22 protein-coding genes and 1 tRNA gene are annotated in these 26,839 nt (G+C 65.0%); 11 read left to right on the plus strand and 12 right to left on the minus strand.

The annotated features are described in order from the left end of the window. Positions 1-116: 116 nt before the first annotated feature. Positions 117-2,708: an AAA-like domain-containing protein gene (locus AC1DX2_RS18365; protein WP_477197841.1), complete on the minus strand. Its 2,592-nt coding sequence runs from the start codon at positions 2,706-2,708 to the stop codon at positions 117-119. Between the two features lie 11 nt (positions 2,709-2,719). Then, positions 2,720-4,309: an esterase/lipase family protein gene (locus AC1DX2_RS18370; protein ID WP_477197842.1), complete on the minus strand. Its 1,590-nt coding sequence runs from the start codon at positions 4,307-4,309 to the stop codon at positions 2,720-2,722. 414 nt (positions 4,310-4,723) lie between these two features. Here AC1DX2_RS18370 and AC1DX2_RS18375 point away from each other — a divergent pair, with 414 nt between their 5' ends. Together AC1DX2_RS18375 and AC1DX2_RS18380 are read left to right on the plus strand one after the other, a co-directional pair. Beyond that, complete coding sequence (locus AC1DX2_RS18375) at positions 4,724-6,007, plus strand: acetyl-CoA C-acyltransferase (protein WP_477197843.1); 1,284 nt, start codon at positions 4,724-4,726, stop codon at positions 6,005-6,007. Between the two features lie 9 nt (positions 6,008-6,016). Beyond that, positions 6,017-6,283: a hypothetical protein gene (locus tag AC1DX2_RS18380; protein ID WP_477197844.1), complete on the plus strand. Its 267-nt coding sequence runs from the start codon at positions 6,017-6,019 to the stop codon at positions 6,281-6,283. 30 nt (positions 6,284-6,313) lie between these two features. On the opposite strand, the gene AC1DX2_RS18385 is transcribed toward AC1DX2_RS18380, so the two are convergent. Then, a tRNA-Ile gene (locus tag AC1DX2_RS18385) sits at positions 6,314-6,390 on the minus strand. Between the two features lie 53 nt (positions 6,391-6,443). After that, the gene (gene hrcA, locus AC1DX2_RS18390) at positions 6,444-7,487 is read right to left on the minus strand and encodes a heat-inducible transcriptional repressor HrcA (RefSeq protein WP_477197845.1); all 1,044 of its coding nucleotides are present in this window, start codon (positions 7,485-7,487) and stop codon (positions 6,444-6,446) included. Between the two features lie 141 nt (positions 7,488-7,628). Between hrcA and AC1DX2_RS18395 the strand changes: the two genes are divergently transcribed. The 4 genes from AC1DX2_RS18395 to AC1DX2_RS18410 are packed head-to-tail and all read left to right on the plus strand — an operon-like array spanning position 7,629 to position 12,279. Beyond that, a complete protein-coding gene (locus AC1DX2_RS18395) occupies positions 7,629-8,525 on the plus strand; it encodes an NAD kinase (RefSeq protein ID WP_477197846.1) in 897 nt (298 codons plus the stop codon). 2 nt (positions 8,526-8,527) lie between these two features. After that, positions 8,528-10,174: a DNA repair protein RecN gene (gene recN / locus AC1DX2_RS18400; RefSeq protein ID WP_477197847.1), complete on the plus strand. Its 1,647-nt coding sequence runs from the start codon at positions 8,528-8,530 to the stop codon at positions 10,172-10,174. Positions 10,175-10,184: 10 nt separating this feature from the next. Next, positions 10,185-11,060: an RNase adapter RapZ gene (gene rapZ / locus AC1DX2_RS18405; protein WP_477197848.1), complete on the plus strand. Its 876-nt coding sequence runs from the start codon at positions 10,185-10,187 to the stop codon at positions 11,058-11,060. A gap of 10 nt (positions 11,061-11,070) precedes the next feature. Continuing rightward, entirely contained in the window at positions 11,071-12,279 is a 1,209-nt protein-coding gene (locus tag AC1DX2_RS18410) for a serine hydrolase domain-containing protein (RefSeq protein WP_477197849.1), read from the plus strand. 36 nt (positions 12,280-12,315) lie between these two features. On the opposite strand, the gene AC1DX2_RS18415 is transcribed toward AC1DX2_RS18410, so the two are convergent. Further along, positions 12,316-13,200 carry an acyl-CoA thioesterase gene (locus tag AC1DX2_RS18415; protein ID WP_477197850.1) on the minus strand — a complete coding sequence of 295 codons (885 nt, stop codon included), beginning with the start codon at positions 13,198-13,200 and terminating at the stop codon, positions 12,316-12,318. A 164-nt stretch (positions 13,201-13,364) separates the two neighbouring features. On the opposite strand from AC1DX2_RS18415, the gene AC1DX2_RS18420 reads away from it, so the two are divergent. The 4 genes from AC1DX2_RS18420 (at position 13,365) to AC1DX2_RS18435 (ending at position 17,018) form a co-directional block, all read left to right on the plus strand. Next, the gene (locus AC1DX2_RS18420; protein WP_477197851.1) at positions 13,365-14,792 is read left to right on the plus strand and encodes a M20/M25/M40 family metallo-hydrolase; all 1,428 of its coding nucleotides are present in this window, start codon (positions 13,365-13,367) and stop codon (positions 14,790-14,792) included. Positions 14,793-14,845: 53 nt separating this feature from the next. Beyond that, the gene (locus AC1DX2_RS18425) at positions 14,846-15,814 is read left to right on the plus strand and encodes an RNA polymerase sigma-70 factor (protein ID WP_477197852.1); all 969 of its coding nucleotides are present in this window, start codon (positions 14,846-14,848) and stop codon (positions 15,812-15,814) included. A 127-nt stretch (positions 15,815-15,941) separates the two neighbouring features. Next, positions 15,942-16,418, plus strand: coding sequence for a carboxymuconolactone decarboxylase family protein (locus AC1DX2_RS18430; protein WP_477197853.1), 477 nt, complete (start codon positions 15,942-15,944; stop codon positions 16,416-16,418). An 81-nt stretch (positions 16,419-16,499) separates the two neighbouring features. After that, positions 16,500-17,018 (plus strand): hypothetical protein, encoded by a 519-nt coding sequence (locus tag AC1DX2_RS18435; RefSeq protein WP_477197854.1) that lies wholly within the window; start codon positions 16,500-16,502, stop codon positions 17,016-17,018. 27 nt (positions 17,019-17,045) lie between these two features. Here the strand turns inward: AC1DX2_RS18435 and AC1DX2_RS18440 are convergent, their stop codons facing one another. Further along, complete coding sequence (locus AC1DX2_RS18440) at positions 17,046-18,608, minus strand: RCC1 domain-containing protein (protein ID WP_477197855.1); 1,563 nt, start codon at positions 18,606-18,608, stop codon at positions 17,046-17,048. Between the two features lie 234 nt (positions 18,609-18,842). Here AC1DX2_RS18440 and AC1DX2_RS18445 point away from each other — a divergent pair, with 234 nt between their 5' ends. After that, positions 18,843-20,477 carry a methyl-accepting chemotaxis protein gene (locus AC1DX2_RS18445; protein ID WP_477197856.1) on the plus strand — a complete coding sequence of 545 codons (1,635 nt, stop codon included), beginning with the start codon at positions 18,843-18,845 and terminating at the stop codon, positions 20,475-20,477. Positions 20,478-20,506: 29 nt separating this feature from the next. Here AC1DX2_RS18445 and AC1DX2_RS18450 read toward each other — a convergent pair whose 3' ends face one another. The 6 genes from AC1DX2_RS18450 to AC1DX2_RS18475 form a co-directional block, all read right to left on the minus strand. Next, a complete protein-coding gene (locus AC1DX2_RS18450) occupies positions 20,507-21,403 on the minus strand; it encodes a hypothetical protein (protein WP_477197857.1) in 897 nt (298 codons plus the stop codon). Positions 21,404-21,498: 95 nt separating this feature from the next. Beyond that, entirely contained in the window at positions 21,499-23,967 is a 2,469-nt protein-coding gene (locus AC1DX2_RS18455) for an adenosylcobalamin-dependent ribonucleoside-diphosphate reductase (RefSeq protein ID WP_477197858.1), read from the minus strand. Between the two features lie 174 nt (positions 23,968-24,141). Continuing rightward, on the minus strand, positions 24,142-24,546 hold the full coding sequence (locus AC1DX2_RS18460) for a ribonucleotide reductase subunit alpha (RefSeq protein WP_477197859.1): 405 nt from the start codon (positions 24,544-24,546) through the stop codon (positions 24,142-24,144). Between the two features lie 10 nt (positions 24,547-24,556). Further along, positions 24,557-25,144, minus strand: a complete 588-nt coding sequence (locus AC1DX2_RS18465) for a nitroreductase family protein (protein ID WP_477197860.1) — start codon at positions 25,142-25,144, stop codon at positions 24,557-24,559. Positions 25,145-25,193: 49 nt separating this feature from the next. Continuing rightward, positions 25,194-25,943, minus strand: coding sequence for a carbonic anhydrase (locus AC1DX2_RS18470; protein WP_477197861.1), 750 nt, complete (start codon positions 25,941-25,943; stop codon positions 25,194-25,196). Continuing rightward, positions 25,940-26,836 (minus strand): peptidylprolyl isomerase, encoded by an 897-nt coding sequence (locus AC1DX2_RS18475; RefSeq protein WP_477197862.1) that lies wholly within the window; start codon positions 26,834-26,836, stop codon positions 25,940-25,942. The genes AC1DX2_RS18470 and AC1DX2_RS18475 overlap by 4 nt, the downstream gene beginning before the upstream one ends. Positions 26,837-26,839 lie beyond the last annotated feature (3 nt).

Raw genomic sequence — 26,839 nt, forward strand, 5'->3', positions numbered from 1 at the left:
AAGCCCACATGACCGACCGCGCAACTCCCCTATCTAAGAGGCCTAAATCCCCGGTCCTCAGCCTGTAAATCATCGGAAAAAAGTCCACCGCTACCACGCCGGTCATCGACGCCGCACTAGTCCACGATGAGACACAGTCCTAGTTTAATGTCCTTCTCAAAGTGCTTGTATTTGCCCGTACGCTCGTCGTCACCGTAAATCACGCGCACAATATCGTTTCTTCCGTACTTCTTTCCAGCACGTTTAATCGGGGCAGATGGTGAGAGCCTGCGGATGCGAGCAGCCAATTCCGCGACCATCACTCGTGGGTAGGTCGTTGGAAAGAGGCTTATCTCGAAGTTGTTTACTTTATTCAGTCTTCGGATTAGCCCACCCGCGCGGGTCGCCACGGTGGGAGTTGGCCCGAATCTGAGAGCGTGCATAACCTCGCAGTACTCAAGTAGAAGCTGAACACTCTGCGCTTGAAGTGCTTCGTGCATCTCTGAGTTTTGCTGAGCAACCGACTCAACCCGGCGCATTAGCTCCAAACCTCTCAGCGAGATGGCAGCATTGCCATGACTGATCGCCGCCAGAGTAACTGCAGAAACGAATCGAAGCTCATCGATTTCCACCTCCGACCGTTCGTCAAAACAGGCAAAGTACTCGTCCGCAAATCGATCAGAATCAGCTTCCTGAATAATGATTGCGAGGGAGAGCAAGCCACCGTGTCTCGGTTCGGCACGTGTCGATTGGACCTTAAGGGCTATATCAACAAGTCTACGAGCAGTAGCACGCGAGCCCCCGTTATAGAGTTCGACCACTAAATCATCCATTGTCGAGTACACATCAGCGCTCGCCGCAAGGTGATTAAGAAAATGATCTGCAACCATCAGCAATTGGTCTTCACGTCCCGCCTTGCTTAGCTCTCGAATGAGAGCCAAAACATTGACTATCGGCGTGTCATCTTCCTCGCGAGATTGGTCGAAAACTTTAATGTTCAGGGCCTCAGCAATCGCTTTTTGCAGAAGCAAGCTTGACTCTGCGCGATTCGCCGCCAATGCGTGTTCCAGCATGGCCAGACGCAACCGCGCTCCGGCATCCGCATGCTTGCGTGCTTGGTCCAAAAGTTCGAAAGCCCGCTCACGAGACTCTCGAATGGATGCCGCTTTAGCCAGCGCGATGTGAGCATCCACCTGAAGCGCCGAGAATAAGTCAGCATCATTCATTGTCTTTTTCACGACCTCGGCTTGGTCGACTATCTCTTGGCAAAGAGAAAGTGCATCAGTGAAAAGCTGTTCGTCAGGTCGCATACCAATGCGAATGACGGCGTCCGCAAGTGCTACGCTTGCTTGAATATGTGCACTAGGAAAATCTGAGATCCCTTTTGCGGCGACTGCTTGTTTCAAATACGGAACGGCCTCTCGCGGCTGACCAATTTTCAACAGCGACATGCCTAAGAAGAACTTCCGAGCAGCTATTGCGGTAAGTGGAAGCTCAAAATCATCCAACCGATTTAAGTGACCCAACGCCTCCATATATTGGCCCAATGAATAGCAACACACCCCAGCCCAATATCTGCCAATAGGAATACGCGAGTCCTCTGGGGCAGACTTAACAAAACCCACAAACCCAGCGAGAGCATCTTCAAAAAGACCCGCCTGGTAGCTACGAATGGCAGCCTCATAAGTGGGCTGTGACCGCTCCAACGAAAGAATGAACTGCTCAGACAGCGCGAGTTCGAGGATTCGATTTTTGAAAGTGACCCTCCGCGTGTTCGGGTCGAACTCGCTGATGCCAGCCAGATAAAGCTTCGTCCGAATTGCGCCCGAAATGGCCTCTGACTTCTTGTAATGAATTGCAATAAGCGCGTCCCTTATATCTTGACTGCTTTCAACCAGCGCCTTTATATGATCAACGGGCGGTACATCTACGCTGGAGAAATAAAGCTGCTTAACTGAAGTTTCAACCTCCGATGCACTGGAGGCGAGATCGCGTTGCAATTGCGCGACTAGATCCCACATCATTCGCGGATGGCCACTAGTCCAGTCAAACACTGCTTGCACGACTTCCAGACTGAGTTCAATCTCAGCCTGTCGGAAAAACGCCTGAACTTCTTCAAACGAAAAGTCGTCGAGGTAGATTTTTTCCCCGATATTAAACGGGGAGACTGCCTTATTCTTTATTAAATCACCTGGCTCCGCGACGCCAGAAAGGATGTAGGTCAATCGCTCAAATTCAGGAAAATTCGCCCTCCCCGAAAAATAAGTACTGCGAATAAAAGAGAAGACGTTGTCAGAGTATCCCGTCTTAGTAAGAGCATCGATTTCGTCTAAGCAAATGACCACCCTACCACTAGTCGACTGCAATACCCGTCGGAGTTCCCTTTCATGCTCCTTATGCGGGAGCAATTCGGACTCATCACGCTCAAGCTCAATTGTCTCTCCGACAAATACGCCGCGTTCTTGGGCAGTTTCCACGGCTAGGTCTATAACACTTCGAAAAAAACCTCTTTCATCGGGAATGACGTTCGAAACATCCAAGTAAACAAAAAAATCTCCCTGACCAGAACTACGCTTTGCGTTAAGCAGCAAATTGGTTTTTCCCATTTGCCGTGCAACAAGCACATAACCAGGCCGACCCATGTCATCGATGATCTGCTTTAGCTGTGCGTCGGCACGTCGCTGAACATAAAGTTCCGGCGGAACGATGGTGTAACTCCGCAGCTTCATTTTCACTTTGCCTATGTGAGGCCTAGAGTATTTAATACGATGTTTAGAGAGTTTTGCTCCGACTCTCGATCCGGGCCTACAATAAGACGCCTTCGGTAATATTCTTTAATCACCCTGGGTGAACCGCCCGCGACATTTATTAGATCTGAGTCATCGAGGCGCCCGACCTCCGCTACAGACAGTGCGCTCTTAATTATGTTAACAAGTTCGCCCAGTTCGCGTTCAGTCCATTGCGAGGCTTGGAGGAGTTCAATTTGCTCCTGACACTTTTGGCCAGCGAGCTCCAGGTGAGGTTTTCCAATTGAGCAGACAACAATGTGCAAGTTGGCCCCTCCTTGTTTCTGAACCGAATCCATAAGAGCAGAGACGCTGATCAAAAACATCCGTTGCTCTTCCGTCGACATCATCTCGACAGGCACCTCGTCCAGGAATAATATTATTCTTTCGGACCCAAATTCTGATGCGAGAAACCGAACGAGGTCCGCATATGACCCCAGCAAGTTACTATTTCGTTTGCTGTTAATCGTTTCAGTGATTTCGCGGGTAAGACTCGCTTCCGTGAAATCACGCATATGCCCAAGCGAAATTTGGAGAGGATTTAACTCTCGCAAATCTAAATATCGCTTGACCAGCGTAGTTTTTCCAACACCCGACTGGCCGTGCACCCAAACGCTTTTCAGTCCGATGCTAGTGCTAAAACCGGTATCAACGTCCCTCGTCACGCAATAGGGACGCGCTGCGGCGCTGTATACGCTGAAAAGCGCACCCGTCGGACCGCTATTCGCATTGCCGGTTGAAACACTGCGCCCACGTTGATTGCGCGCCCAATGAACTCCGTAGAAATTTCTGAGAAATTGATGTATCGGATGTTCAGCTCGATCTGGCTTTACTATGCTTGAGTGATCGGTGCCGTGAATTATCTTCGGAGCACCAAAGTATTTGCTAGAGGATTCGACACTAACAATTGGCGACAACCGGTAGGGAAAGTACTTCCACAGCCGAGGGCCATGATGTTCACAAGCTTCTGCCCCGATTAGATCAATACGCCTCTCATTTAGGAGTCCTCGAAAACGATGGTCAATGTCTCTTAGAAGCTGGGAATCAGGCTTTAACGCTAAGGCTGCGTCATGCCCGTACAATTTCGAAAGCGCACCGAAACGCTTTGCGTAAAGAGAACCGCCTGTCGGTGACGCGATAAGCACAAGGCCAACTTGCTTGAGCGAAAAGCGTTGTGAGTTCTCCTCCAAAAGCCTCCGAACTACAACGCCGCCCAAACTGTGCGCTACGAACACTATACGTGAATAGTCAATGGGAACGCGACCGTTTTCCCGATCCGACTGAAGTTGATCCCAAACTTCACGTGCACATTGCGCGATGTCGTATTGCCCCGAATCGATGTCCGAATAGTAGTCAGCCAAGTAGACCGATGCTGCTTCAAATTGAGGATCCTGCGCTACGAGTTGAGGCCAGTACGTACCATTCTTGTGCGACCAGCATGTCCTTGATGTGGACATCAACCCATGTACGAAAACAACAACTGTGTCAGTGCTCCCGGCAAGGTGCCATCTGGCGCCAGCCACGTGCTCCGTAATGTTTGTCACCTCCGGACCCCTCTTTTTTCATTTTGATGGTTTCTGGAACAGCGATTCAACTACATGCTCAACCCCCTCGGCGCTTCTTGTGCTTTTTATTTCGCAGCACCAAAGTAGGCTAAGTTATGTTGGTAGGACTTGAACCTACGACCAAAGGATTATGAGTAACTCAGCGACAGCGCGTGCCTAGATAAACCAAGCGAAGTGTAGCGCAAGCTGGGAAATCGAAAATCTATTTACTGACAACAACTTACGATAGTTTCGCGTAAGTTGTCGAACCTGATGACTGTGCCGCCAGTGTACAGAACACGCTTTGGCCATATCGGCCAAAGCGGATGAGTTGGCAAAAGATCTTTCGCCTGAAGCTGTGTAAGCTTCTTGACCAGACAGAATCCACCGTGCCTGAAACCCCAGGAGCATCCCATGCCAACCCCCTCCGCCCCCGACATCTGGTTCGCCTCCGGCGTCAGGACCCCCTTCACCAAGGTGGATGGCGCCCTGGGCAAGTTCGACGCCATCGAGCTGTCCGTGCCGGTGGCGCAAGCGATGGTGCAGCAACTCCAAGGTGCCGCGCCGGACTTTGCCGTCTGGGGCACCGTGGTGCCCAACCTGACCTGGAGCAACATCGCCCGCGAGGTGCTGATGGACGCAGGCCTGCCGCCCAGCATCCCGGCTTATTCCACCATCATGGCCTGCTCCACCAGCATGGTCGGGGCAATCCAGGCGGCCGGCATGCTGGATGATGCCGCTGGCCGCCAACTGGCACTGGTCGGCGGCGTGGAGAGCATGAGCCGGGTGCAGATCGGCCTGGGCGTGCGGCTGTCGGACTGGGTGCGCAAGTTCCAGCAGGCGCGCTCGCTGGGGCAGAAGGTGCAGCACCTGGCCGACCTGCGGCCCGGCGACGTGCGGCTGTACATCCCTGCCGTGACCAACCGCACCAGCGGCATGAGCATGGGCGAGCACACCGAGATCACCGTGAAGGAATGGGCAATAGCCCGCGAGCCACAGGATCAGTTGGCGCTGCAGGGCCACCAGCGCGCCACTGCCGCCTGGGAGCGCGGCTTCTTCAACGACCTGGTCATCCCGGTGGGCGACGCACAGCGCGACACCATCCCGCGCAAGGACACCTCACTGGAAAAACTGGCCAAGCTGCCGCCGGCATTCGATCGCACCAGCGGCCAGGGCACACTGACCGCCGGCAACTCGTCGCCGCTGACGGACGGCGCCGCGGCGCTGTGGGTGGCCTCCACGGCAGGCCTGGCCAAGCTGCCCTCCTCCACGCCGCGCGTGCGGCTGGTGGACTGGGAAATCGCCTCGGTGGACTTTCGCGTCGAGGGCCTGCTGATGGCGCCCGCTTTCGCCATACCGCGCCTGCTGGCGCGCCACAACCTGCGCTATGAGGACATTGGCCTGTGGGAGATCCACGAGGCCTTCACCGGCCAGGTGCTGTTCCACATCAAGGCACTGCAGGACCGTGCCTTTGTGCGCGGCAAGGCCGGTGTGGAGCGCGACTTCGGCGCCTTCCCCACCGAGCGGCTGAACCCCAATGGTGGCAGCGTGGCCCTGGGCCACCCCTTTGCGGCCACCGGCGCGCGCATCCTCAGCCAGGCGGTGAAGGAGCTGGCCGCCATGCCACCCGGCACCCACGCCATCGTCAGCATTTGCGCCGACGGTGGCCAGGGCAGCGTGGTTTTGCTGCAAAATTGAGCCACCGCCATGACTGAAGACATCCAACCATCACACTGCCACCACTGTGGCGGCCCCGCACTGGTGCAGTTTCTGCGCTCAGGCTGGCGGGTGATGTGCTATGAGGTGGACACCCGCACCTCGTGCCAGACGGTGGGCAGGAACAGCTGGAAGAGGCTTGAGGCCATCCAGCTTTGGAACGCGCTGAGCGAGGGTGACAGCGCACCGGCAAGCCTGAGCGCGCCGCAAGAGCAGGCGGAACAGGAAGTGGACCTGACGGAGTCGCTGTTTGCCTGAGCGGCCCTTCCAGAGAAATCCATATGAAAATGGTAGGGCGTGTAGGACTTGAACCTACGACCAAAGGATTATGAGTCCTCTGCTCTAACCAACTGAGCTAACGCCCCAACCGAACCGCGCATTTTAACCCGACCGGCTTTCGGGCCTTGGGGGCTGGCGTTCAGCGATTCGGCGGGTTACCGCTGGGGTTGTGGCTCAGCGCGTTGCTGACCAGCTTGGCGGTGATGTCCACGATCTGGATCATGCGGTCATACGCCATGCGCGTGGGGCCGATCACGCCCAGCGTGCCGACCACCTGGCCGTTCACCTCATACGGCGCGCTGACCACCGACAGCTCCTCGAACGGCACCACCTGGCTCTCGCCGCCGATGAAGATGCGCACGCCTTCGGCCTGGCCGGCGATGTCCAGCAGGCGCATCAACTGCGCCTTTTGCTCGAAGATGTCAAACGCCCGTCGCAGGTGGCCCAGGTCGGTGGAGAAGTCGCTCACGGCCAGCAGGTTGCGCTCGCCGGATATCACCACCTCGTCCTGCCGCTCGGTCATGGCCTGGCCGCCCACGTGCACGGCCGCCTGCATCAGCTGGGCGATTTCGGTGCGCAGGCTTTCCACCTCTGCCTGCAGGCGCTCGCGCACCTGCTCCAGCGCCATGCCCTGGTAGTGGCTGTTCAGGTAGTTGGCGGTTTCTATCAACTGCGCCTGTGTGTAGTCCTGCTCGGTGATGATGACGCGGTTTTGCACGTCGCCCTCGGGCGTCACCATGATGACCAGCAAGCGCCGCTCCGACAGCCGCAAAAACTCCATGTGGTGGAACACCGAGCTGCGCCGCGGCGCCACCACAATGCCGACAAACTGGCTCAGGTTGCTCAGCAGGTTGGCGGCGTTGGAGATCACCTTTTGCGGCTGGTCTGGCGCCAGGCTTTGCACCACGTTGCCAAACTGGCCGCCGCTGCTGCCCGGCTGCACCGTCAGCATGGTGTCCACAAACAGCCGGTAGCCGCGCGCGGTGGGGATGCGCCCGGCCGAGGTGTGCGGGCTGGCGATCAGCCCCAGCGCCTCCAGGTCAGACATCACGTTGCGGATGGTGGCGGCCGACAGGTCCAGCCCGGACGCCTTGGAGAGCGTGCGCGAGCCCACCGGTTGGCCATCGGCTATGTAGCGCTCAACGAGCGCTTTCATCAACAGCTTGGAACGGTCGTCGAGCATGGTGTGAAGATGATTCTAAGGCGGATGTTGCCAGGGCCACGACGCAATGTAGGCCGCACACTGCGCGGCTGTCCTCCACTACGGGTAATGCCTGCGCAAAACCGCCCTCCGCCCGGCGAAATTAATGCTCTAATTCCCTACGTGAAATCCAAATTCCGCCACGTTGCCCTGTTCGGCAAGTACAACGCCTACGCCTCCGGCGCGGGTGACTCGTCTGCGCGCGCGGCGTTGGAGGACATTGCCCAGTTCCTGCTGTCGCGCGGCTGCGAGGTCAGCTTTGAGGACTACACGGCCGCCAACACCGGCATCACCGGCCACGCCACGCTGCCGGTGGACGCCATCGGCGCGGAGTGCGACCTGGGCGTGGTGGTGGGGGGCGACGGCACCATGCTGGGCATAGGCCGGCAGATGGCGCGCTTTGGGTTGCCGCTGGTGGGCATCAACCAGGGGCGGCTGGGCTTCATCACCGACGTGCCGTTGCACCAGTTTGCCGCCACGCTGGGCCCCATGCTGGACGGCGAGTATGAAGAAGACCACCGCGCGCTGATCTGCGCCCGCGTGATGCGCGACGGCGAATGCGTGTTCGACGCCCAGGCCATGAACGACGTGGTGGTGAACCGCGGCGCCACCACCGGCATGGTGGAGCTGCGGGTCGAGGTGGACGGCCATTTCGTCGCCAACCAGCGCGCCGACGGTTTGATCATCGCCACACCCACCGGCTCATCGGCCTATGCGCTGTCGGCCGGCGGGCCGCTGTTGCACCCTGCCATCCCCGGCTGGGTGCTGGTGCCGATTGCGCCGCACACGCTGTCCAACCGACCGGTGGTGCTGCCCAACGCGGCCGAGATCGCCATCGAGGTGGTGGCCGCGCGCGACGCCTCGGCCAATTTCGACATGCAGTCGCTGGCCTCGCTGCTGGTGGGCGACCGCATCATCGTCACCCGTTCGCAGCACCATGTACGCTTCCTGCACCCCAAGGGCTGGACGTATTTTGACACGCTGCGCAAGAAACTGCATTGGAATGAAGGAGTAGCCTGACCGTGAGCCTCAAGCGCATAGTGCTGCGCGATTTTGTCATCGTCAGCGAATTGGAATTGGAGCTGGGCGCCGGCTTCACCGTGCTCACCGGCGAGACCGGCGCGGGCAAGAGCATCTTGATTGACGCCTTGCAACTGGCCACCGGCGCCCGTGCGGATGCCGGCGTGGTGCGCGAAGGCGCCGCGCGCGCCGATGTGAGCGCCGAATTCGACACCCCGCCCGCCTTGCAGCCCTGGCTGATTGAAGCCGGCTTTGACGAGGCCGACACCCTGTTGCTGCGCCGCACCGTGGACGCGCAGGGCAAAAGCCGCGCCTGGGTCAACGGCAGCCCCGCCACCGCCGCGCAGCTGCGCGAGATCGGCGAAGCGCTGCTGGACATCCATGGCCAGCACGCCTGGCAAAGCCTGACCCGGCCCGAGGCCGTGCGCGGCCTGCTGGACGCCTATGCCCAGCTGGACACCGCGCCGCTGCACACCACCTGGGCCGCCTGGCGCACCGCCAAAGAGGCGCTGCAGCAAGCCCAAAGCGCGCAAGACAGCCTGCAACGCGAACGCGAGCGCCTGCAATGGCAGATTGGCGAGCTGGACAAATTGAACCCACTGCCGCAGGAATGGGAAGACCTGAGCACCCAGCATGGCCGCCTGTCCAACGCGCAGGCGCTGCTGGACGCCGCGCAGGCCGCGTTGACGGCGCTGGATGAAGACGCCGGCGCCTTGACGGCCGCCAACGCCGCCGCCGCCGCGCTGCAAGAGCAGGCCCATGTGGAGCCCGAATTCGGCGACCTGGCCCAGGTGCTGGCCAGCGCCGTGGCGCAGATGGAAGACAGCGCCCACAGCCTGCGCACCTACCTGCGCAAGACCGAACCCGAGCCCGAGCGCCTGGCCGAGCTGGACACGCGCATGGCGCTGTGGATGTCGCTGGCGCGGCGTTACAAGCGCCAGCCCATTGAATTGCCCGAGCTGCTGGCCGGCTGGCGTGCCGAGCTGGCCAAGCTGGACGCCGCCGCCGACCTGGCCGCATTGGAGGCCGCTGAGGCCATCGCGCACAAGGCCTACATGACCGCTGCGCAAGCCGTCAGCAAGGCGCGCACCAAGGCCGCACCGCTGCTGGCCAAGGCCATCACCACCGCCATGCAGGGCCTGGGCATGCAGGGCGGCCGCTTTGAAGTGGCGCTGGAAAAGCTGGCCCAGCCGCAAAGCAGCGGGCTGGAAGAGGTGCAGTTCCTGGCCGCCGGCCACGCCGGCAGCACGCCGCGCCCGGTGGGCAAGGTGGCCTCGGGCGGCGAGCTGTCGCGCATGGCGCTGGCCATTGCCGTCACCACCAGCCAGCTGGGCACGGCCGGCACACTGATCTTTGACGAGGTGGACTCGGGTGTGGGCGGTGCCGTGGCCGAGACCGTGGGCCGCCTGATGCGCCAGCTGGGCCGCGACCGCCAGGTGCTGGCCGTCACCCACCTGCCGCAGGTGGCCGCCTGTGGCGACAACCATTGGCTGGTCTCCAAGCAGCTGCAGGGCAAGGCCACGCTGAGCACGGTCAAGGCCGTGGCGGGTGAGGCCCGCGTGCAGGAGATCGCCCGCATGCTGGGCGGCGAGCATTTGAGCAGCACCAGCCTGGCGCATGCCAAGGAACTGCTGGCGTCCAAACCATAATGCCTTGACCATGGAAATCGTCCTCATCACCGGCATGTCCGGCTCCGGCAAGTCGGTGGCGCTCAACGCGCTGGAAGACGCCGGCTACTTCTGCGTCGACAACCTGCCGCCCGAGCTGCTGCTCAGCTTTGTGGAGCTGGAGCAAAAGCACGCCGCCCAGCGCGTGGCCATCGCCATGGACGTGCGCAGCGCCTCCTCGCTGCCGCAGGTGCCGGCGCAGCTGGCCGAGTTGCGCCAGCGCGGCATGGACGTCAAACCCATCTTTCTGGATGCCTCCACCGGCACCCTGGTGCGGCGCTATTCCGAGACGCGGCGCAAGCACCCGCTGTCGGAGACCATCGCCGCCGGCTCGCACGGCCCGGGCGACCAGCGCCGCGCGGTGGTGGACGCCATCAAGCTGGAGCGCGAGCTGCTGGCCGACCTGCGCGAGCAGGCCCAGGTGATAGACACCAGCCTGATACGCCCGTCGCAACTGCAAGGCTATGTGAAAACCATGCTGTCGGCCCCCACCGGGCAGATGACGCTGGTGTTTGAAAGCTTCGCCTTCAAGCGCGGCGTGCCGGGCGATGCCGACTACGTGTTTGACGTGCGCATGCTGCCCAACCCGCATTACGAGCCCGAGCTGCGCGAGCTGACTGGTCGCGACCAACCGGTGGTCGACTTCCTGGTGGCCTCGCAAGAGGTGCGCAAGATGCAGCATCAGATCTCCGAATTCTTGATCGACTGGCTGGACGAGCTGGCGCTGAACCACCGCAGCTACGTCACCGTGGCCATAGGCTGCACCGGCGGCCAGCACCGCTCGGTGTACCTGGTGGAGCAGCTGGCCGCCATGTTCGCGCCCAACTGGATCACGCTGAAGCGCCACCGCGAGCTGGACGCCAAATAACAAGGACCTGATGGATTTCACCCCCCTGCACACCGCCATGCGGCGCCAGGTGGACGCCGGCTTTTTGCCCGGCGTTGCCACCGCCGTGCTGCATGCTGGCGACGTGGTCGACACCCACATCTGCGGCTTTGCTGACATCGAGGCCAAGACCCCGCTGCGCGAAGACCACATCTTCCGCATGTTCTCCAACACCAAGCTGGTCACCGCCTGCGCGGCCGCCCTGCTGTGGGAAGAGGGCAGGATCGATTGGGACGAGCCGGTGGAGAAATACATCCCCGAGCTGGCCGCACGCCGCGTGCTGCGCAAGCCCAGCAGCGCCGTCACCGACACCGAGCCGGCCACCGGCCCCATCACGCTGCGGCATTTGATGAGTCACAGCTCCGGCCTGGCCTATGGGCTCACCGACGACGGCTCGCCCATCTTCAAGGCCTACGCCGCCGCCAAGCTGATCAGCCCCGCCTACACGCTGGCGCAGAAGATGGCGTTGCTGGCACCGCTGCCGCTGCGCTTCCAGCCCGGCACCGACTGGGAATACTCGCTGGGCAGCGACGTGATGGCCCGCGTCATCGAGGTGGTCAGCGGCCAGACCTTTGGCGACTTTTTGCAGCAGCGCATTTTCGAGCCGCTGGGCATGGTGGACACCGGCTTCGTGGTGCCGCCCGCGCAGCAGCACCGGCTGGTGGCCTACTATAGCGGCGTGGACCTGATGGACCCGTTCAAGCCCGGCCTGCTGCGGCAAGACGCCCTGCCCTACCCCGGCGCCTACCTGCAGCCGGTGCCGGACCAGAACGGCGGCGGCGGCCTGGTCTCCACGCTAGGCGACACGGTGAAGCTGGTGCGCAGCCTGATGGCCGGCACGGTGGCCTGGGAGGCCCTGGGCGGCACCGCGCCGGTGAAGCTGCTGCTGAAACCCGCCACGCTGGCGCAAATGGCACACAACCAGCTGCCGCACGGCGTGTTCCTGAACTTCGCCATCCAGGGCCGCCAGCACGGCAAGGGCTTTGGCCTGGGTTCCTGCGTCACGCTCACGCCCGGCAAGTACGACCCGCAAGCCAGCGCCGGTGAATTCCACTGGGGTGGCATGGGCGGCACGCACTGGTGGATCAACCCCAAGCACAACATCGCCGGCGTGCTGATGGCGCAGCGCCACCTGGGTTTCTGGAACCCTTATGCGTTTGAATTCAAGGCGCTGGCGTACCGCGCTCTGGGCTTGAGCTGAGCAGCACGGCAGGCCGGGTGCCTGCGCAGCACTGCGTCATTCCTTGAACCACGCCATCTGCGTGCTGCTGGCCAGCAGCGTGCCGTCTGCAGCCCACAGCTGCGCGCTCTGGTCGGAGAAATTACGGCCAACCCTTGCCGCATCGGCCACGCCCAGCAGCGGCTGCGTGCCCTGGCGCGCCAGCTCATCCGCACTGGCGTGAAAGTGCGCCGTCAGCGTCACCGTGCCGGCCAGCGCCAGGCGCTGGCGCAGGTGGAAGATGCGCAGGAAGAACACATCGCACAGCGCCGCCAGTGACAGGTGGTCCAGCGGCCGCGCTGGCTGGTCGCGCACCCACAGGCGCGAGGCGGCGCTGCCCAGGGCGCCGTCCAGCCGCCAAGGCTCTGGCTGCGTGACCGGTGCGGTGCCGCCGTCGCCCAGCCCAAGTTGCCCTTCGGCGAAGCAAAACTCATAGGCCTGCAGCCAGGCAAAGCGCGGGTCCGCCGGGTAAGGCGCCAGCGCCTCGGGCGGCGGCACCTGCGGCATGCGGGCCACTTGGTGGTGAAAGGTGTCGCCGCGCAGCGCACCCACCAGCGAGGCGCTGGCCAGCACCTGCTCGCCGCCTTGGCCATCGGCGGCGAGCAACTCCAGCGCATGGTGCGCCACCGACTTGCCGGCGCGCACCACGCGGCCCTGCACCGCCAGCAGCCCCCGGGTCTGCGGGGCGCAGAAGTTCACCGTCAGCGCCACCGGCTCCATGCCGGGTGTGAACAGTTGCAAACCGGCCTTCAGCAGCAGCGCGGCGGTGAGGCCGCCAAAGGGACCGTTCATGTTCCAGTAGGCGTCGTCGGTGTGGGCGCTCCAGCGGCCCGGCTGGCTGCCCGGGCTCAGCCGCAGCGCGCGGTCCAGCGGGTGCAGGTCAAGGGTGGTGGCATCGGGCATGGGGTTCTCCAGTCAGGCAGGCAACACAATCGCTGTTGGCCGCCATTGTTGGCCGCCCAGGGCATGCGGTCCATGACGTGACAGGTCATGGCGGCGCGCTGGTCTTACACTGGGGCTTGGCCCGCCAAGTGGCCGCTCCGCATTCACCCAAGGACAACCCGACCATGACCCTCGCCACCCGACTGCTGGCCCTGCTGTGCGCCGGCCTGTGCACCGGCGCCGCGCTGGCCCAGACGGCCACGCCCCCACCTCCGCCCACCCCCGAGCAGCAACGCCTGCGCGAGATCTACAAGGAGCTGGTGGAGATCAACACCACCGATTCCACTGGCAGCTGCACCGTGGCCGTCACCGCCATGGCCGCGCGGCTGAAGGCCGGCGGCTTCACTGACGCCGAGCTGCAGATCATCGTGCCGCCCGGCGGCCCAGCGAAGGGCAACCTGGTGGCGCGCTACAAGGGCGATGGCTCCAAGAAGCCGCTGCTGCTGCTGGCCCACGTGGACGTGGTGGAGGCCAAGCGCGCCGACTGGGTGCGCGACCCGTTCAAGCTGATCGAGGAAAACGGCATGTTCTACGCCCGTGGCGCGTCGGACGACAAGGCCATGGCGTCCGCCTTCGTCACCAACATGCTGCGCTACAAGCGCGAGGGCCTTCGACCGAAGCGTGATCTGATCCTGGCGCTGACCTGTGACGAGGAGATCATCCCCTCCAAGTTCGACGGCGTGGACTACCTGGTGAAGAACCACCGCAACCTGATCGACGCCGAGCTGGCGCTGAACGAAGGCGGCGGCGGCTCGCTGGACAAGGACGACAAGCCGGTGCGCCACGGCGTGCAGGCCGGCGAAAAGGTGTTCCAGAGCTTCACGCTGGAGGTCACCCACCCCGGCGGCCACAGCTCGGTGCCCAGCCGCGACAACGCCATCTACCACCTGGCCGGCGGCATCAACCGGCTGGCGCAGTTTGATTTTCCGGCCAAGCTGTCGGACACCACGCGCGCGTATTTCGAGCGCGTGTCCAGCCTGGAGAGCGGCCCCAACGCCACCGACATGAAGGCCATCCTGCGCACGCCCATGGACGAGACCGCGCTGGCCCGGCTGACCGGCGCCAGCCCGTTCTACAACGCCACCGTGCGCACCACCTGCGTGGCCACCATGGTGGAAGCCGGCCACGCCACCAACGCGCTGCCGCAGCGCGCCAAGGCGGTGGTGAACTGCCGCATCCTGCCCGGCGAGCCGGTGGAAGAGGTGCAAAAGACGCTGGCGCGCGTGATGGCCAACGACAAGATCAAGATCACCCCGCTGGGCGAGGCCGTGGCCTCGCCCCCGCCGCCGCTGCACCCCTGGCTGATGAAGGCGATCGAGGAGACCTCGAACCAGATGTGGCCCGGCGTGCCGGTGATCCCCACCATGCTGGTGGCCGCCACCGACGGCCGCTTCCTGAACAACGTGGGCATCTGGACCTATGGCGTCAGCGGCATGTTCGGCGGCCCCGAGGGCAGCGGCGCGCATGGGCTGGACGAGCACATCCGCGTCAAGTCGCTGTACGACGGCACCGAGTTCCTGTACCGGCTGGCCAAGCGGATCGCGACGGAATAGCAAAAAAACGCGGGGGCCTGTCACAAAACCCGGCGCTGGCACGTCTAGCAGGTATGCAAGCCCCTTCCCTGCCCTCCACCAGCCCGGCCCTTGACGCCGCCCCGGCCCTGCCGGGCACAGGCGAAGACGCCGCCCGCCTGTTCACCCGGCTGCGTTCGCGGCTAATCGGCATCGCCTACCGCATGCTGGGCGAGCGCGCCCAGGCTGAAGAGGTGGTGCAGGACGCCTGGCTGCGCTGGCACCAAAGCGCACCCACCGACCTGGCCAGTGCCGAGGCCTGGCTGGTCACCGTCACCACCCGGCTGGCCATCGACCGACTGCGCAGCGCCAAGGTAGAGCGCGAACACTACGTGGGCACCTGGTTGCCCGAGCCGCTGCTGACGAATGGCGCAGAGGGCGCCGATGCCGCACCCTCACCCGAGCAGGAGCTGGAGCGGGCCGACAACGTGTCCGTGGCCTTCCTCTTTCTGCTGGAGCGCTTGGGCCCGCAGGCGCGCGCCGCCTTTTTGCTGCGCGAGGTGTTCGATGTGGACTATGGCGAGATGGCCGGCATGCTGGGCAAGAGCGAAGCCGCCTGCCGCCAGCTGGTCAGCCGCGCCAAGACGCAGCTCAAAGACGAGCGGCCGCGCTACACCGTCAAGCCCGCCGAGCACCGCCGCCTGCTGGAGCGCCTGGCCCAGGCCATGACGCAGGGCGACGTGACGGCGCTGCAAGGCCTGATGGATGAAGACACCACGCTGATCAGCGACGGCGGTGGCGTGGTGCCCAGCTTTGGCAAGCCGCTGGTGGGTGCCGTGCGCATCGCCAACCTGTATTACGTGACGCACCGCAGCCATGCCGCCGCCATGCGGCTGGAGCTGGCGCTGATCAACGGCCAATGGGGCCTGCTGCGCTTCATGGACGGCCAGCTTGAGTCTGCCCAGACCTGCGAGACGGATGGCACGCGCATACGCCGCATCCATGTGCAGCGCAACCCGGAAAAACTGGCGCGGCTGCTGGCGGATTGGCAGCAAGGGCACTGAGCCCATGTTTTCCGCGCCGGCCAAAGCAGCCGGGCCCGTGTCACAAAACCGTGAGCTCGCCCGTCTAAGGGTTGTGATCACCGATTCATTCAACCCACTTCAGTCACTTTTTATCAGGAGTATCCAAATGACCCCCCGCATGAACTACCAGAAACACGTGCCCGCCGTGTTCAAACACTACATCGCCTTCAGCAATTCGCTGAAAGAGTCCGGCCTGGACGAAACGGTGATGGAGCTGGTGAAGCTGCGCGCCTCGCAGCTCAACGGCTGTGCTTTTTGCGTCGACATGCACGTGAAGGAAGCGCGCATCCAGGGCGAGCGCGAGCTGCGGCTGCACCATGTGGCCATCTGGCACGAGTCGCCACTGTTCAGCGCGCGCGAACGCGCCGCGCTGGCCTGGACCGAGGCGCTGACGCAATTGACACACGGCGTGTCCGATGCGGTCTATGCCGAGGTGCGCGAGCAGTTTTCCGAGGCCGAGCTGGCCGCCTTGAGCTGGGCCATCGTGTCCATCAATGGCTGGAACCGCATGGGCGTGGCCTTCCGCCCCACGCCGGGCTCGGCCGATGCGCTGTACGGGCTGGACAAGGCAGGGCTGAAGTAAGCGCTGCGCTGCAAGCAAGCCCCTGCGGGGGTGGCACGCCCATCCTCCATGCGACACTTGGCGCATGGAGGACATGGCGCGTTGAACCGCAACCGAAAAGCCCTGCTCGCCACCGTGCTGGCAGCGTTGCTGGCGCTGGCTGCCCTGGCCTGGCTGGCTTGGGGTGACTACCTGCGCCCACACGAGCCGGTGCGGCTGCTGGACAGCGCGCGCAGCGGGCCCGGGCCGGCGCCAGACACCCCGGTGGCGATGCCGGCGCAGCCCACCGCCTCCGTTGTGCCCGGCGTTGCCACAGCAGCTTCGGCAGCGGCGTCGCCGGGCCTGGCCGGGCCACCCACGCAACCGGCGCTGGCACCGCTTCAGCCGGCAGCTGCCCAGGCCTCAGCGGTGCAAGACCCGCTGCTGGCCTTTCGCCGCGCCATCGAAGAGGCCCAGGCCCGCAATGCCGCGCAGGGCAATGCACCAGCCACCGCCCCGCGCTACACCAGCCTGCCCGAGGCCATAGAGGCGGCAAGGCGCGCACAACTGCAGGCGTCGGCGCCGCAACGCGCACCCGAACCAGCGCCGGGTGCCGGCATCAACCCGTTCAACCCACGCTGAGCAGCGTTGGCACGCTGCGCGGCCGGGTTATTTCAGAATCACCGAGATGCCAAAACGCGACTTGCCCATCATGTCGATCAGCGCCGCATCCCCCGTGCCCACGCCATAGCCCATCAGCAGCACGCCACCGGCAAAGCCGCTGAAGTCCAGGTTGTCGCCCAGGTGCACCGGGTAGTGCGTGCCCAGCTTGCCGGCATACATGAAAGGCACGTTGGGCGTGCTGCCCAGCAGGGTGTAGCCGCTGGGGGAGATCATGTAGATGGTGCCGTTGGGAAACAGCAGCGCCGCATACACCTGGCCCTGTGCGCCCACGTCGCCTGGCGCCATGCCCACACCCATGTCGATGGTGGTGGCGTTGAGCTTGCCGGTCTGCGTGCCGGCGTAGATGGCGCCGGCACTGGCCTGCACACCGGCGTTGGGGATCAGCGCCTGCTTCAAGGCCGTCAGTTGCGTGTTGTTGCCGCCGTCCGCGCCATCGCCCAGCGTGCCGCTGGCTTTGCGTCCCCAGGTGTAGACGTCGCCATTGGCGGCAACGGCGCCGGACGCGTAGCCGCCGGTGCCAATTGCCACGGCCGCTGGCAAATTGCCCACCGTCACCGGGCCGGCCTTGGGCGGGCTGGCGGTGGAATCCAGCGGCACCGTGGTGCCGTCGCCCAGCTCGCCGTCGTTGTTGTTGCCGCAGCCCAGCACGGCGCCGTTGCCGGTCAGGAACAGGGTATTGCCATCACCATCGGCGATGGTCGTGATGCCTGTCAGGCCCTGGATGGCGAAGGTGGCGGCCAGCGGGTACTTGATGACGTTCAGCGCCCGAGCCTGGCCGCAAGTGATGATGCCGCTGTTGCTGTCGCCCCAGGCCTGCACGGTGCCGGTGGCGCTCAGCCCCATGTGGATGCCTGAAGTGTTGGAGCGCGTGTTCACCACGCTGGCCAGCGCGCCGCTGAGGATGCCGATGGGGCTGGGCACGGTGCCGCTGCCGAACAGGCCGGTGCCCAGGTCATTGAAGTTGACGCTGTTCTGGCCCCAGCCCCAGGCGCTGCCATCGGCGCGCACCGCCACCGCCTGATCGCCACCGCCGGCGATGGACACCACGTTGCTCAGCGCGATGATCTGCTGCGCGCTGTTGGTCGAACTGCCGTTGGGCGTGGTGTAGCCCAGCAGGTTGGAACTGTTGCTGCCCCATGAGAAAGCCTTGCCGTCGCGGTCAATGGCGTAGCCGGTGGCGTAGCCGGTGTTGATTTTCATGATCTGGCGCAGGCCGCCCACCTGCACCATGTCGCTGCGCCCGGTGGGTACGAAGCCGGCGCTGCCCCAGGCCCACACGGTGCCGTCGGCCTTCAGCGCCAGCGAGCCGGAGCCGCGCGCCAGCACGTCCACCACGCCGGAAATGGCCGACACCACCACCGGCGCCACCGGTGTGCTGCTGGTGGGGTTGATTTGCGCCCACTGGTTGCGGCCCCAGCCCACCACGCTGCCGTCGGTGCGCAACAGCAGCATGTGTTCGCCGCCGACGCTGAGCTTGGGGGATCCGGCCAGGGCGGCCGGGCCGGCCAACGCGAGCAGGGCGGCCATTGCGCAACGGGTGAGTTTCATGGTGTTCTCCCTTAAGTTCGCTCATCTTATGCCGCCCTGCGCCGCAGGGCAACACCCGCAAGCGCGTTCGGACCAAGGCATGATCTGTCGCACCTGTAGGACACGCTGACCACCAGTTGCCAGTCGCAGGGGCCGCTCCCATAATGGCCCACAGCCCGCCGTGCCGGTAGCCGCCCAACGGTGCTGCGGGCCCACGTCAGCACATACTACAAGCTGGGGGCAAGGAGCTACGCCATGGACAAGCTGCAAATTGCCACCCGGTTGAAGCTGTTGATAGGCGTGTTGTGCGCGCTGATGCTGGGCATTGGCCTGTTGGGCCTGCGCGCCGTCGCCGCCTCCAACGAGTCCTTGCGCTCGGTGTACGAGGACCGCACTGAAGCGCTGGCGCAACTGGCGGATGTGTCGCGCTACAACCTGATGAACCAGATCGAACTGCTGCGCGCTCTGGGCGAACCCAAACCCGACGCCGTAGCCAAGCACCTGGCCAATGTGGATGCGCAGTCAGCGGCATTGAAGAAGCAGTGGGACGCCTACATGGCCACCTACCTGACGCCAGATGAGGCGGTGCTGGCCAAGAAGTTCGTGGCCGACCGCGAAAAATACACCGACGGTGCGCGCAAGCCCTTGCTCGCCGCCCTCACCGCCAAAGACCTGCCCGAAGCCACGCGCATCGCCTACGAGGTGATGCCCGCGCTGTACGCGCCCATGAGCGCCGGCCTGGACGCGCTGGTCAAGCTGCAAACCGACGAGGCCAAGAAGCTGTATGCCGGCGCGGTGGCCAACTTTCAGAACACCCGCAACCTGTCCATCGCGGTGCTGGTGCTGGCGATTGGGGCAGCCAGCGTTTTTGGCTACTTCCTGATACGCGCCATCGCGCAATCGCTGGCGCAGGCGCAGCAACTGGCTGACGCGGTGGCCCAGGGTGACCTGACGCGCGAGGTGCGCATCAGCGGCCAGGACGAGATTGCCCGGCTGATGAAGTCGCTGTCCAGCATGCGCGAGTCGCTGGTCACCGTGGTCTCGCGCGTGCGCCAGGGCTCCGAAAACGTGGCCAGCGCCAGCGGCGAGATCGCCCAGGGCAACCACGACCTGTCCGGCCGCACCGAAAGCCAGGCCAGCGCGCTGGAGGAAACCGCAGCCAGCATGGAAGAGCTCAGCTCCACCGTCAAGCAAAACGCCGACAACGCGCGCCAGGCCAACCAGCTGGCCATGCAGGCCAGCACCGTGGCCGTCAAGGGTGGCGAGGTCGTAAGCCAGGTGGTGGACACCATGAAAGGCATCAGCGACTCGTCCAAGAAGATCGCCGACATCATCAGCGTCATCGACGGCATCGCCTTCCAGACCAACATCCTGGCTTTGAACGCCGCTGTCGAAGCCGCCCGCGCCGGTGAGCAGGGCAGGGGCTTTGCGGTGGTGGCCAGCGAAGTGCGCTCCCTGGCCGGGCGCAGTGCCGAGGCCGCCAAGGAGATCAAGACCCTGATCAACACCAGCGTGGAGCGGGTAGACCAGGGTACCGCACTGGTGGACCAGGCCGGCAGCACCATGAGCGAGGTGGTGGGGGCGATACGCCGGGTGACCGACATCATGGGCGAGATCAGCGCCGCCAGCACCGAGCAGTCGCAAGGCGTCAGCCAGGTGGGCGAAGCGGTGCAGCAGATGGACCAGGCCACGCAACAGAATGCCGCGCTGGTGGAGCAGATGGCGGCAGCCGCCAGCAGCCTGAAGAGCCAGGCGGCGGACCTGGTGCAGGTGGTGGCCGCATTCAAACTCAATCATGGCACCCAGGCCCACGGCATGGCGCACGCGCCGGCACCGATGGCACATCTGGCGGCACCGCCGCCCCGGCTTGTTTCCCCCGGTATGCGTTAGGAAGCGCTGGGCCAGCTCGGCGCCTGCGCCTAGCGCCAGAGCGAATCGTCGCGCGCGCGGTCAGCGCGCTTGAGCACCACGTAGGTGGCCCGGTCCACCTCGCGCAACTGCTGCGGGTAGTGCTCGGCCAGCGTGCCATAGGCGTCCAGCCGGCGCTCGAACTGCTGGTCGGTCGGCACCGTCATGGACTGCACGTAGGCCTGGATGCCCAGGAAGTAACGCATCACATTGCGCTCCATCAGGCCACGCGCGCCGCGCTGGTAATCCGGTTGGCCGTCGGGCTTCTTGCCCACCACGCTGAAGCCCACCTTGTCGGCACTGAAGGTGGCCAGGAAAGCCTTGGTGGCCATGCTGGCGAGCATGCCGGCGTCGTAGGCGTTCTGGAAGTGCAGAAAGGTGTGCTTGCCCGGCAGCGCCACCGCCTGCACGGTGATGCGGAAATTGCTGGTGCCCATGGGGCCGTCGGGCGATGACAACTGCACCTCGAAGTAGTCAGCGCTGGAAGCCACCTGCTTGTAGGTCAGCGCCAGCCGCATGGCCTGGTCGGGCGCGTGGTCGTACTTGCGCACGATGCCCAGCACCAGCGTGGGCGCCGCACCGGGCAGCACGCGGCAGCGCCGGTTGTTCACGTGCAGCAGCAGCACCTCGCACCAGTGGCCGGGATCGCTCAAGGCACGCGCCACGGCGTCGAAGTCGGCGTCCAGATCGGCATAGACGTCACCGCGCACGCCGCTGGCGGTGTCGAAGGAGTCCAGCTTGAGCGGCAGGTGAAACCTGCCGGTGCGCAAGGCTTCCAGCTGGCTGTCATGCAGCGCGCGCAGCGCCGGCCCGGTGTGCACCTCGGGCAGGGGCTTGGTTTGCGCGCTGGCAGCGCCGCAGACCAGCGCCAGCAACGCGGCCAAGGTGAAACGCAGGGGAATCAACATCGCCCCATTGTGGCCCATCCGTGCCCGGATGGACCCTGGGGACACTACGGCTTTACAGGCAGCCAACTGGGCCGCAACGGCCTGGCCGCAACAGCTTACCCACAGCTCCCCAAGGCCCCGCACTGCGTGCAGCAGTCGCAGCCGTCCTTGCGTATCACCGCGTGGGCGCCGCACTCGTGGCATTTCTTGCCGGCCATCACCGGCAACGGCGCGGCCTGCAGCACGGCGGCTTGCGCCGGGGACGAAGCAGGCGTTGCCGCCAGAGGCAGCGTCGTGGCCGCCGCACCCTCGGCATGCAAGCGCGCGCGCCGCACCAGCAGTTGTTGCACCGCATAGGCAATCGCCGCCACCTCGGAGTCATGCCACATGGGCACGGCGGTGCCGTCGTCCCGGGTGTGCGTGCCCAGCCGCACCGGGCCGCGGTCCCACACCACCTTGCGCATATCGGCCAGCGCGCGCTCCAGGAAGCCGCCGCGCGCGGCCAGCGACAAGAGGCGCATGCTGGAGGTGATCCATTGCTGCGACACCGTGCTCTGCCCCACCGGCATGAAGAACTCGATGGCGCGCTCGCGCAGCCCCAAGCCATCGGGCGCCGGCACCGGCAGGAAGGACACCAGCAGGTACAGCGTCTGCTGCCCCTCCTGCGTCCAGTACTCCAGCTTCTCGGCCACGGCGTTCAGCGCACCGGTGGGGCGCTTTTCGATCACGGCGCGCATCGGGTCTGCCGGCGCAGCGGCCATGGGTGAAGTGGCTGCCTTGGCGCCTTCGGCCGGCGTCACCTCCAGCACTGCACCCAGGATGCTGTTCGGCCTGTACGTGGCCAGGCCCTTCAGGCGCGCGCGCCAGGCCAGCTGGTACAGGCCCTTGAAGTCGTCATACGGGTAGTCGGCCGGCACGTTCACCGTCTTGGAGATGGCGGTGTCCACAAACGGCTGCACCGTTTCCATCATCGCGATGTGCTGGCTTGCGGGCATCTGCAGCGCGGTAACGAAGTAGTCCGGCAGCGCCGCCACATCACCACCCAGCTGGCGGTACAAGCGCCAGGAATGGTCTTCCACCGCGTATTCGGTGCTGCTGCCATCGCTCTCACGCTTGCGCCGCGTGTACGTCCACGAAAACGCCGGCTCGATGCCGTTGGACGCGTTGTCGGCAAACGCCAGGCTCACCGTGCCGGTGGGCGCGATGGACAACAAATGGCTGTTGCGAATGCCATGCGCGCGAATCGCCTCGCGCAGCGCGGCCGGCAGGCGGCTGGCGAAGGTGCCCTCGGCCAAGTAGCCGTCGGCCTTGAAGGCGGGGAAGGCGCCCTTCTCTTGCGCCAGCGCGACGGAAGCACCATAGGCGGCATCGCGCATGCGCTCGGCAATGCGCGATGCCATCACGCGGCCCTCGGTGCTGTCATAGCGCAGGCGCAGCAGCGTCAGCGCATTGCCCATGCCGGTGAAGCCCACACCGATGCGCCGCTTGGCCATGGCCTCGGCGCGTTGCTGCGCCAGCGGCCAGTACGTGATGTCCAGCACGTTGTCCAGCGCGCGCACCTGGGTGGCCACCACCTGCTCGAAGCCCTCGAAATCGAACTCGGGCTCGCCGTCCAGGCCAAACGGATGGCGCACGAAGCGCGGCAGCACCACCGGCCCGAGGTCGCAGCACCCATATGGCGGCAGCGGCTGCTCGCCGCAGGGGTTGGTGGCCTCTATGCGTTCGCAGTAGCGCAGGTTGTTGTCGCCGTTCATCGCGTCCAGGAACAGGATGCCCGGCTCGGCGTAGTCGTAGGTGGAGCGCATCACCAGCTCCCACAGCGCGCGCGCCTGTACCGTGCGGTAGACCCACAGGCCATCGGCAAGCCGATACGCCCCTTCAGCCAACAGCGCGGCGCCGGGCTGGGCGCGGTGCACCAGCTCCCACGGCGCGTCAGCCTCCAGCGCGTGCATGAAGGCGTCCGTCACGCCCACCGACACGTTGAAGTTGTTCCAGCGGCCCGGCGTGCGCTTGGCACCGATGAACTCCAGCACATCCGGGTGGTCCATGCGCAGCACGCCCATCTGCGCGCCGCGCCGCGCGCCCGCGCTTTCCACCGTGGCGCAGGACTGGTCGAACACGTTGATGTAGCTGCACGGCCCGGAGGCGATGGACGCGGTGGCCTTCACCTCGGCCCCGCGCGGGCGTATGCGCGAGAAGTCGTAGCCCACGCCGCCGCCGCGCCGCATGGTCTCGGCCGCCTCGCGCAACGCCTCGTAGATACCGGGGTAGCCTTCGTCGTCGGTGCCCAGGATGCTGTCGCCCACCGGCTGCACAAAGCAGTTGATCAGCGTGGCCTGGATGTCCGTGCCCGCCGCGCTCATGATGCGCCCGGCGCCGATGCCGCCGGCCTGCAGGTTGCGCAGGAAGGCCTGCTCCCAGTGGGTGCGTTGCTCAGGTGCCTCCACCGACGCCAGCGCGCGCGCCACGCGCGCCAGCACATCGTCCACGGTGGTCTCACCGCTCTTCAGGTACTTTTCGGCCAGCACGTCCTGGCAGATGGACTGGGTGGCCAGCGCGGGGTGGGCGGGGTCTTCTCGTTTCATGGTGGGGTTATTTTCCGACTAAAACGCTAGACTATCCAGTCGCGCCGAAATTTGCTTTGCCTTAGGTCAATGTCAGGACTGGCCGCGCGGGCTTGCACTGAAAGGTGCGCGCTCACGCCCGTCGCCCGGCGCGCCACGCTTCAGGCCGGGTTTTACCCGGGTGCCAGCCGGCCATCAGCCCAGTTGCAACACCTGGCCCTGCAGATCGAACACCAGGAAACGCTCCAACTGGCCGCGCTGCACGTCCTGCACCATGCGCTCCAGCGCCGCGTGGGTGGCTTTGTCGTCCGGCGGCCGCGTGCCACTGCCGGCCAGCGCTGCCGCCACCAGCAGGCCCCAGGGGGTGCCCAACTGGGCCGCCTCCTGTGCCAGCGCCGCGAACGAGGCCAGTTCCGCGGGGTGTTTGTCCACGCACATGCGCGGGGCCAACGCGCCGCCCTGCCCGGCCTGGAAGCCGGCGCGCTGCGCCGGCGTGGCGTCCTCGGGCAGTTCCGCGGCGGCAAACACCAGCAACAGACGCTGGGGCTCCTTCTGCTGGCGCGCGGCCAGCAGCAGGTCATCGAAACAGGTGATGTTCATGGGCAGGGTCTCAGGTCAGTGTGCTCAGGTAGCGGGTCGCATCCGGGCGCGGCCGCGCAGGCTTCATCGCCGACGCCGTGCCCATGCTGATGAAGCACAGCGCCAGCTCATCGGGCCCCAGGCCAAACAGCGCGCGAAAGCAGGCCGCCTTGAGGGCCTTGCCGCTGGTCAGCGCCGAGCCGAAGCCCAGGGCAGTGGCCATCAGCAGCATGTTCTGCACCGCGCAGCCGGCCGACACAATGCGTTCGTGCAACTCGATCTCCGGATCGCCGCGCCGGCCGTCCACCACCGCCAGCAGCAGCAGCGGTGCGCGCAGCGCTTTCTCGCGGGCCTGCGCCAGCTGCTCGCCGCTGGCCTGGGCGTCACGCTCATGCAATGCCTGGGCAAACACCTCGCCCAGGCGCGCGCGCGCAGTCTCGGGCACCAGCACGAAGCGCCAGGGCAGCAGCTGGCCGTGGTCGGGCGCGCTGGCGGCGGCCGACACGATCTGCGCCAGCTGGGTCGCATCCGGCCCGGGCGCGAACAGCCGCTTGGGCAGCGTGGTCTGGCGCGCCTGCATCAGTGCGCCGGCCCAGTGGGCGATGTCGTTCGTGAGCATCCTGGGAACTCCTCCATGCATCAAACCATGGCGCACAAGCCTGGTCCACCTAATCTACCAGCACCTGGCCGTCGTGCTCCACATAGGGCGCATACGGCCCGGTGCCACTGTGCGAGGCGCGCGAGGCCGGCACGAAGCCGCCCTCGCGCACATCAAAGACGTGGATCTCGCCCTCCTCGATCACGTAGTACCAGCCATGCAGCGTCAGCCGCCCTGCCTCCACCTCGCGCCGCACCATGGGGTAGTCCATCAGCCGCTCGAGCTGCAGCACCACGCAGCGCTGCTCGGTGCGGCGCAGCGCCTCGGGGCTGGCGCGCACCGGCAGCAGGGCCTCCTGGGCCAGCTTCAGCCAGGCCTTCAGCGCCACCGCCTCGTCGGGCACGCCCTCGTAGGCCACGCGCACGGCGCCACAGTGGCTGTGGCCGCACACCACGATGCGCTCCACATGCAGCGACAGCACCGCGAACTCGATTGCCGCCATGGTGCCATGCAGGCCGTGCGAGCCGTCGTAGGGCGGCACGAAGGCACCCACATTGCGCACGATGAACAGCTCGCCCGGCCCGGCGCCGGTCAGCAGGTAAGGCACCAAGCGCGAATCCGAACAACCGATGAACAGCGTGCGCGGGTGCTGCCCTTGCGCCACCAGATCCTGGAAGCGCTGCTGGTGCAGCGGAAAATAGTCGGAGTGGAAACGGCGCAGGCGCTGCAGCAGGCTGTCGTCGCCACCGGGGCCGGCACCGCCGGCCTGCTGTGCGGCTGCTGAACCAGCCGGCCCACCCGCGCCGCCATCCCCGCTCATTGAACCAGGGGTGAATCCGCGCCCTGCAAATCCAGCCCCTCCAGCCGCGCCTGACCGACCAGCAGGCTCATGTACTGATGCAACGCACGGGCGCGCGAGCGCAGGCCCAGCAGTGCGGCGATGCGCTCGGCCACCTCGGCGTAGGTCTTCTGCTGCCCGCGCCGACGCCCCAGCACCTCGACAATGTGCAGGCCGAAGCGGCTGTGCACCAGGCGCGGGCGCACGCCCTGGCCCAGCGCGGTGCCGGTCTGGTGAAACAACTCATTGGCCAGTTCAGGCGCGCAATCCTGCGGGCCTATCCAGCCCAGGTCGCCGCCATGGGCGCTGCTGGGGCAATTGGACAGGCTGGCGGCCATCTGCTCGAAGCGCAGCGAGGGCTGGTCGTGGCCCAGCAGCTCCAGCAGCGCCTTTTCCGCGTGCACGCTGAGCGCATGCACGTCCACCCCCGGCGTGACGGCGAACAGGATGTGGCGCACATGCACCGCCTGGCCAACCACGAACTGCGTCTTGTTCGCCTCGTAGTAGCGCTGGCACTCCTCCTCGGTGGGCTGGGGCGTGCGCACCTGGTCATCCACCATCCCCTCGATGACCTGGCGCTGTGCCTCGTCCAATTCGGGCGCCACCCGGGCCGGTTGGGGCGGCAGCAGGCCAGCGCCCACCGCCTGCTGGCGCAGCAGCTCAGCAAAGGCGCGCTCGCGCAGCGCCACCGCATCGGGCAGGGGCTCGCCCTCGGCCAGCAGCGCGACGCCGTTGATGCTGGGCCGCGCGATGGCGGGCGCTGTGGCGGCGGTGCTGCCGCCGCCGCAGTGGCAGGCGCCACCGCCGCAGCCGCTGGCACTCGGGCTCACGCTCGAACTCGAACCGGTGACGGGGGAAAAGAGGGCTGCATTCATCGC

The sequence above is a fragment of the Hylemonella sp. P2_B10 genome (assembly GCF_056404875.1).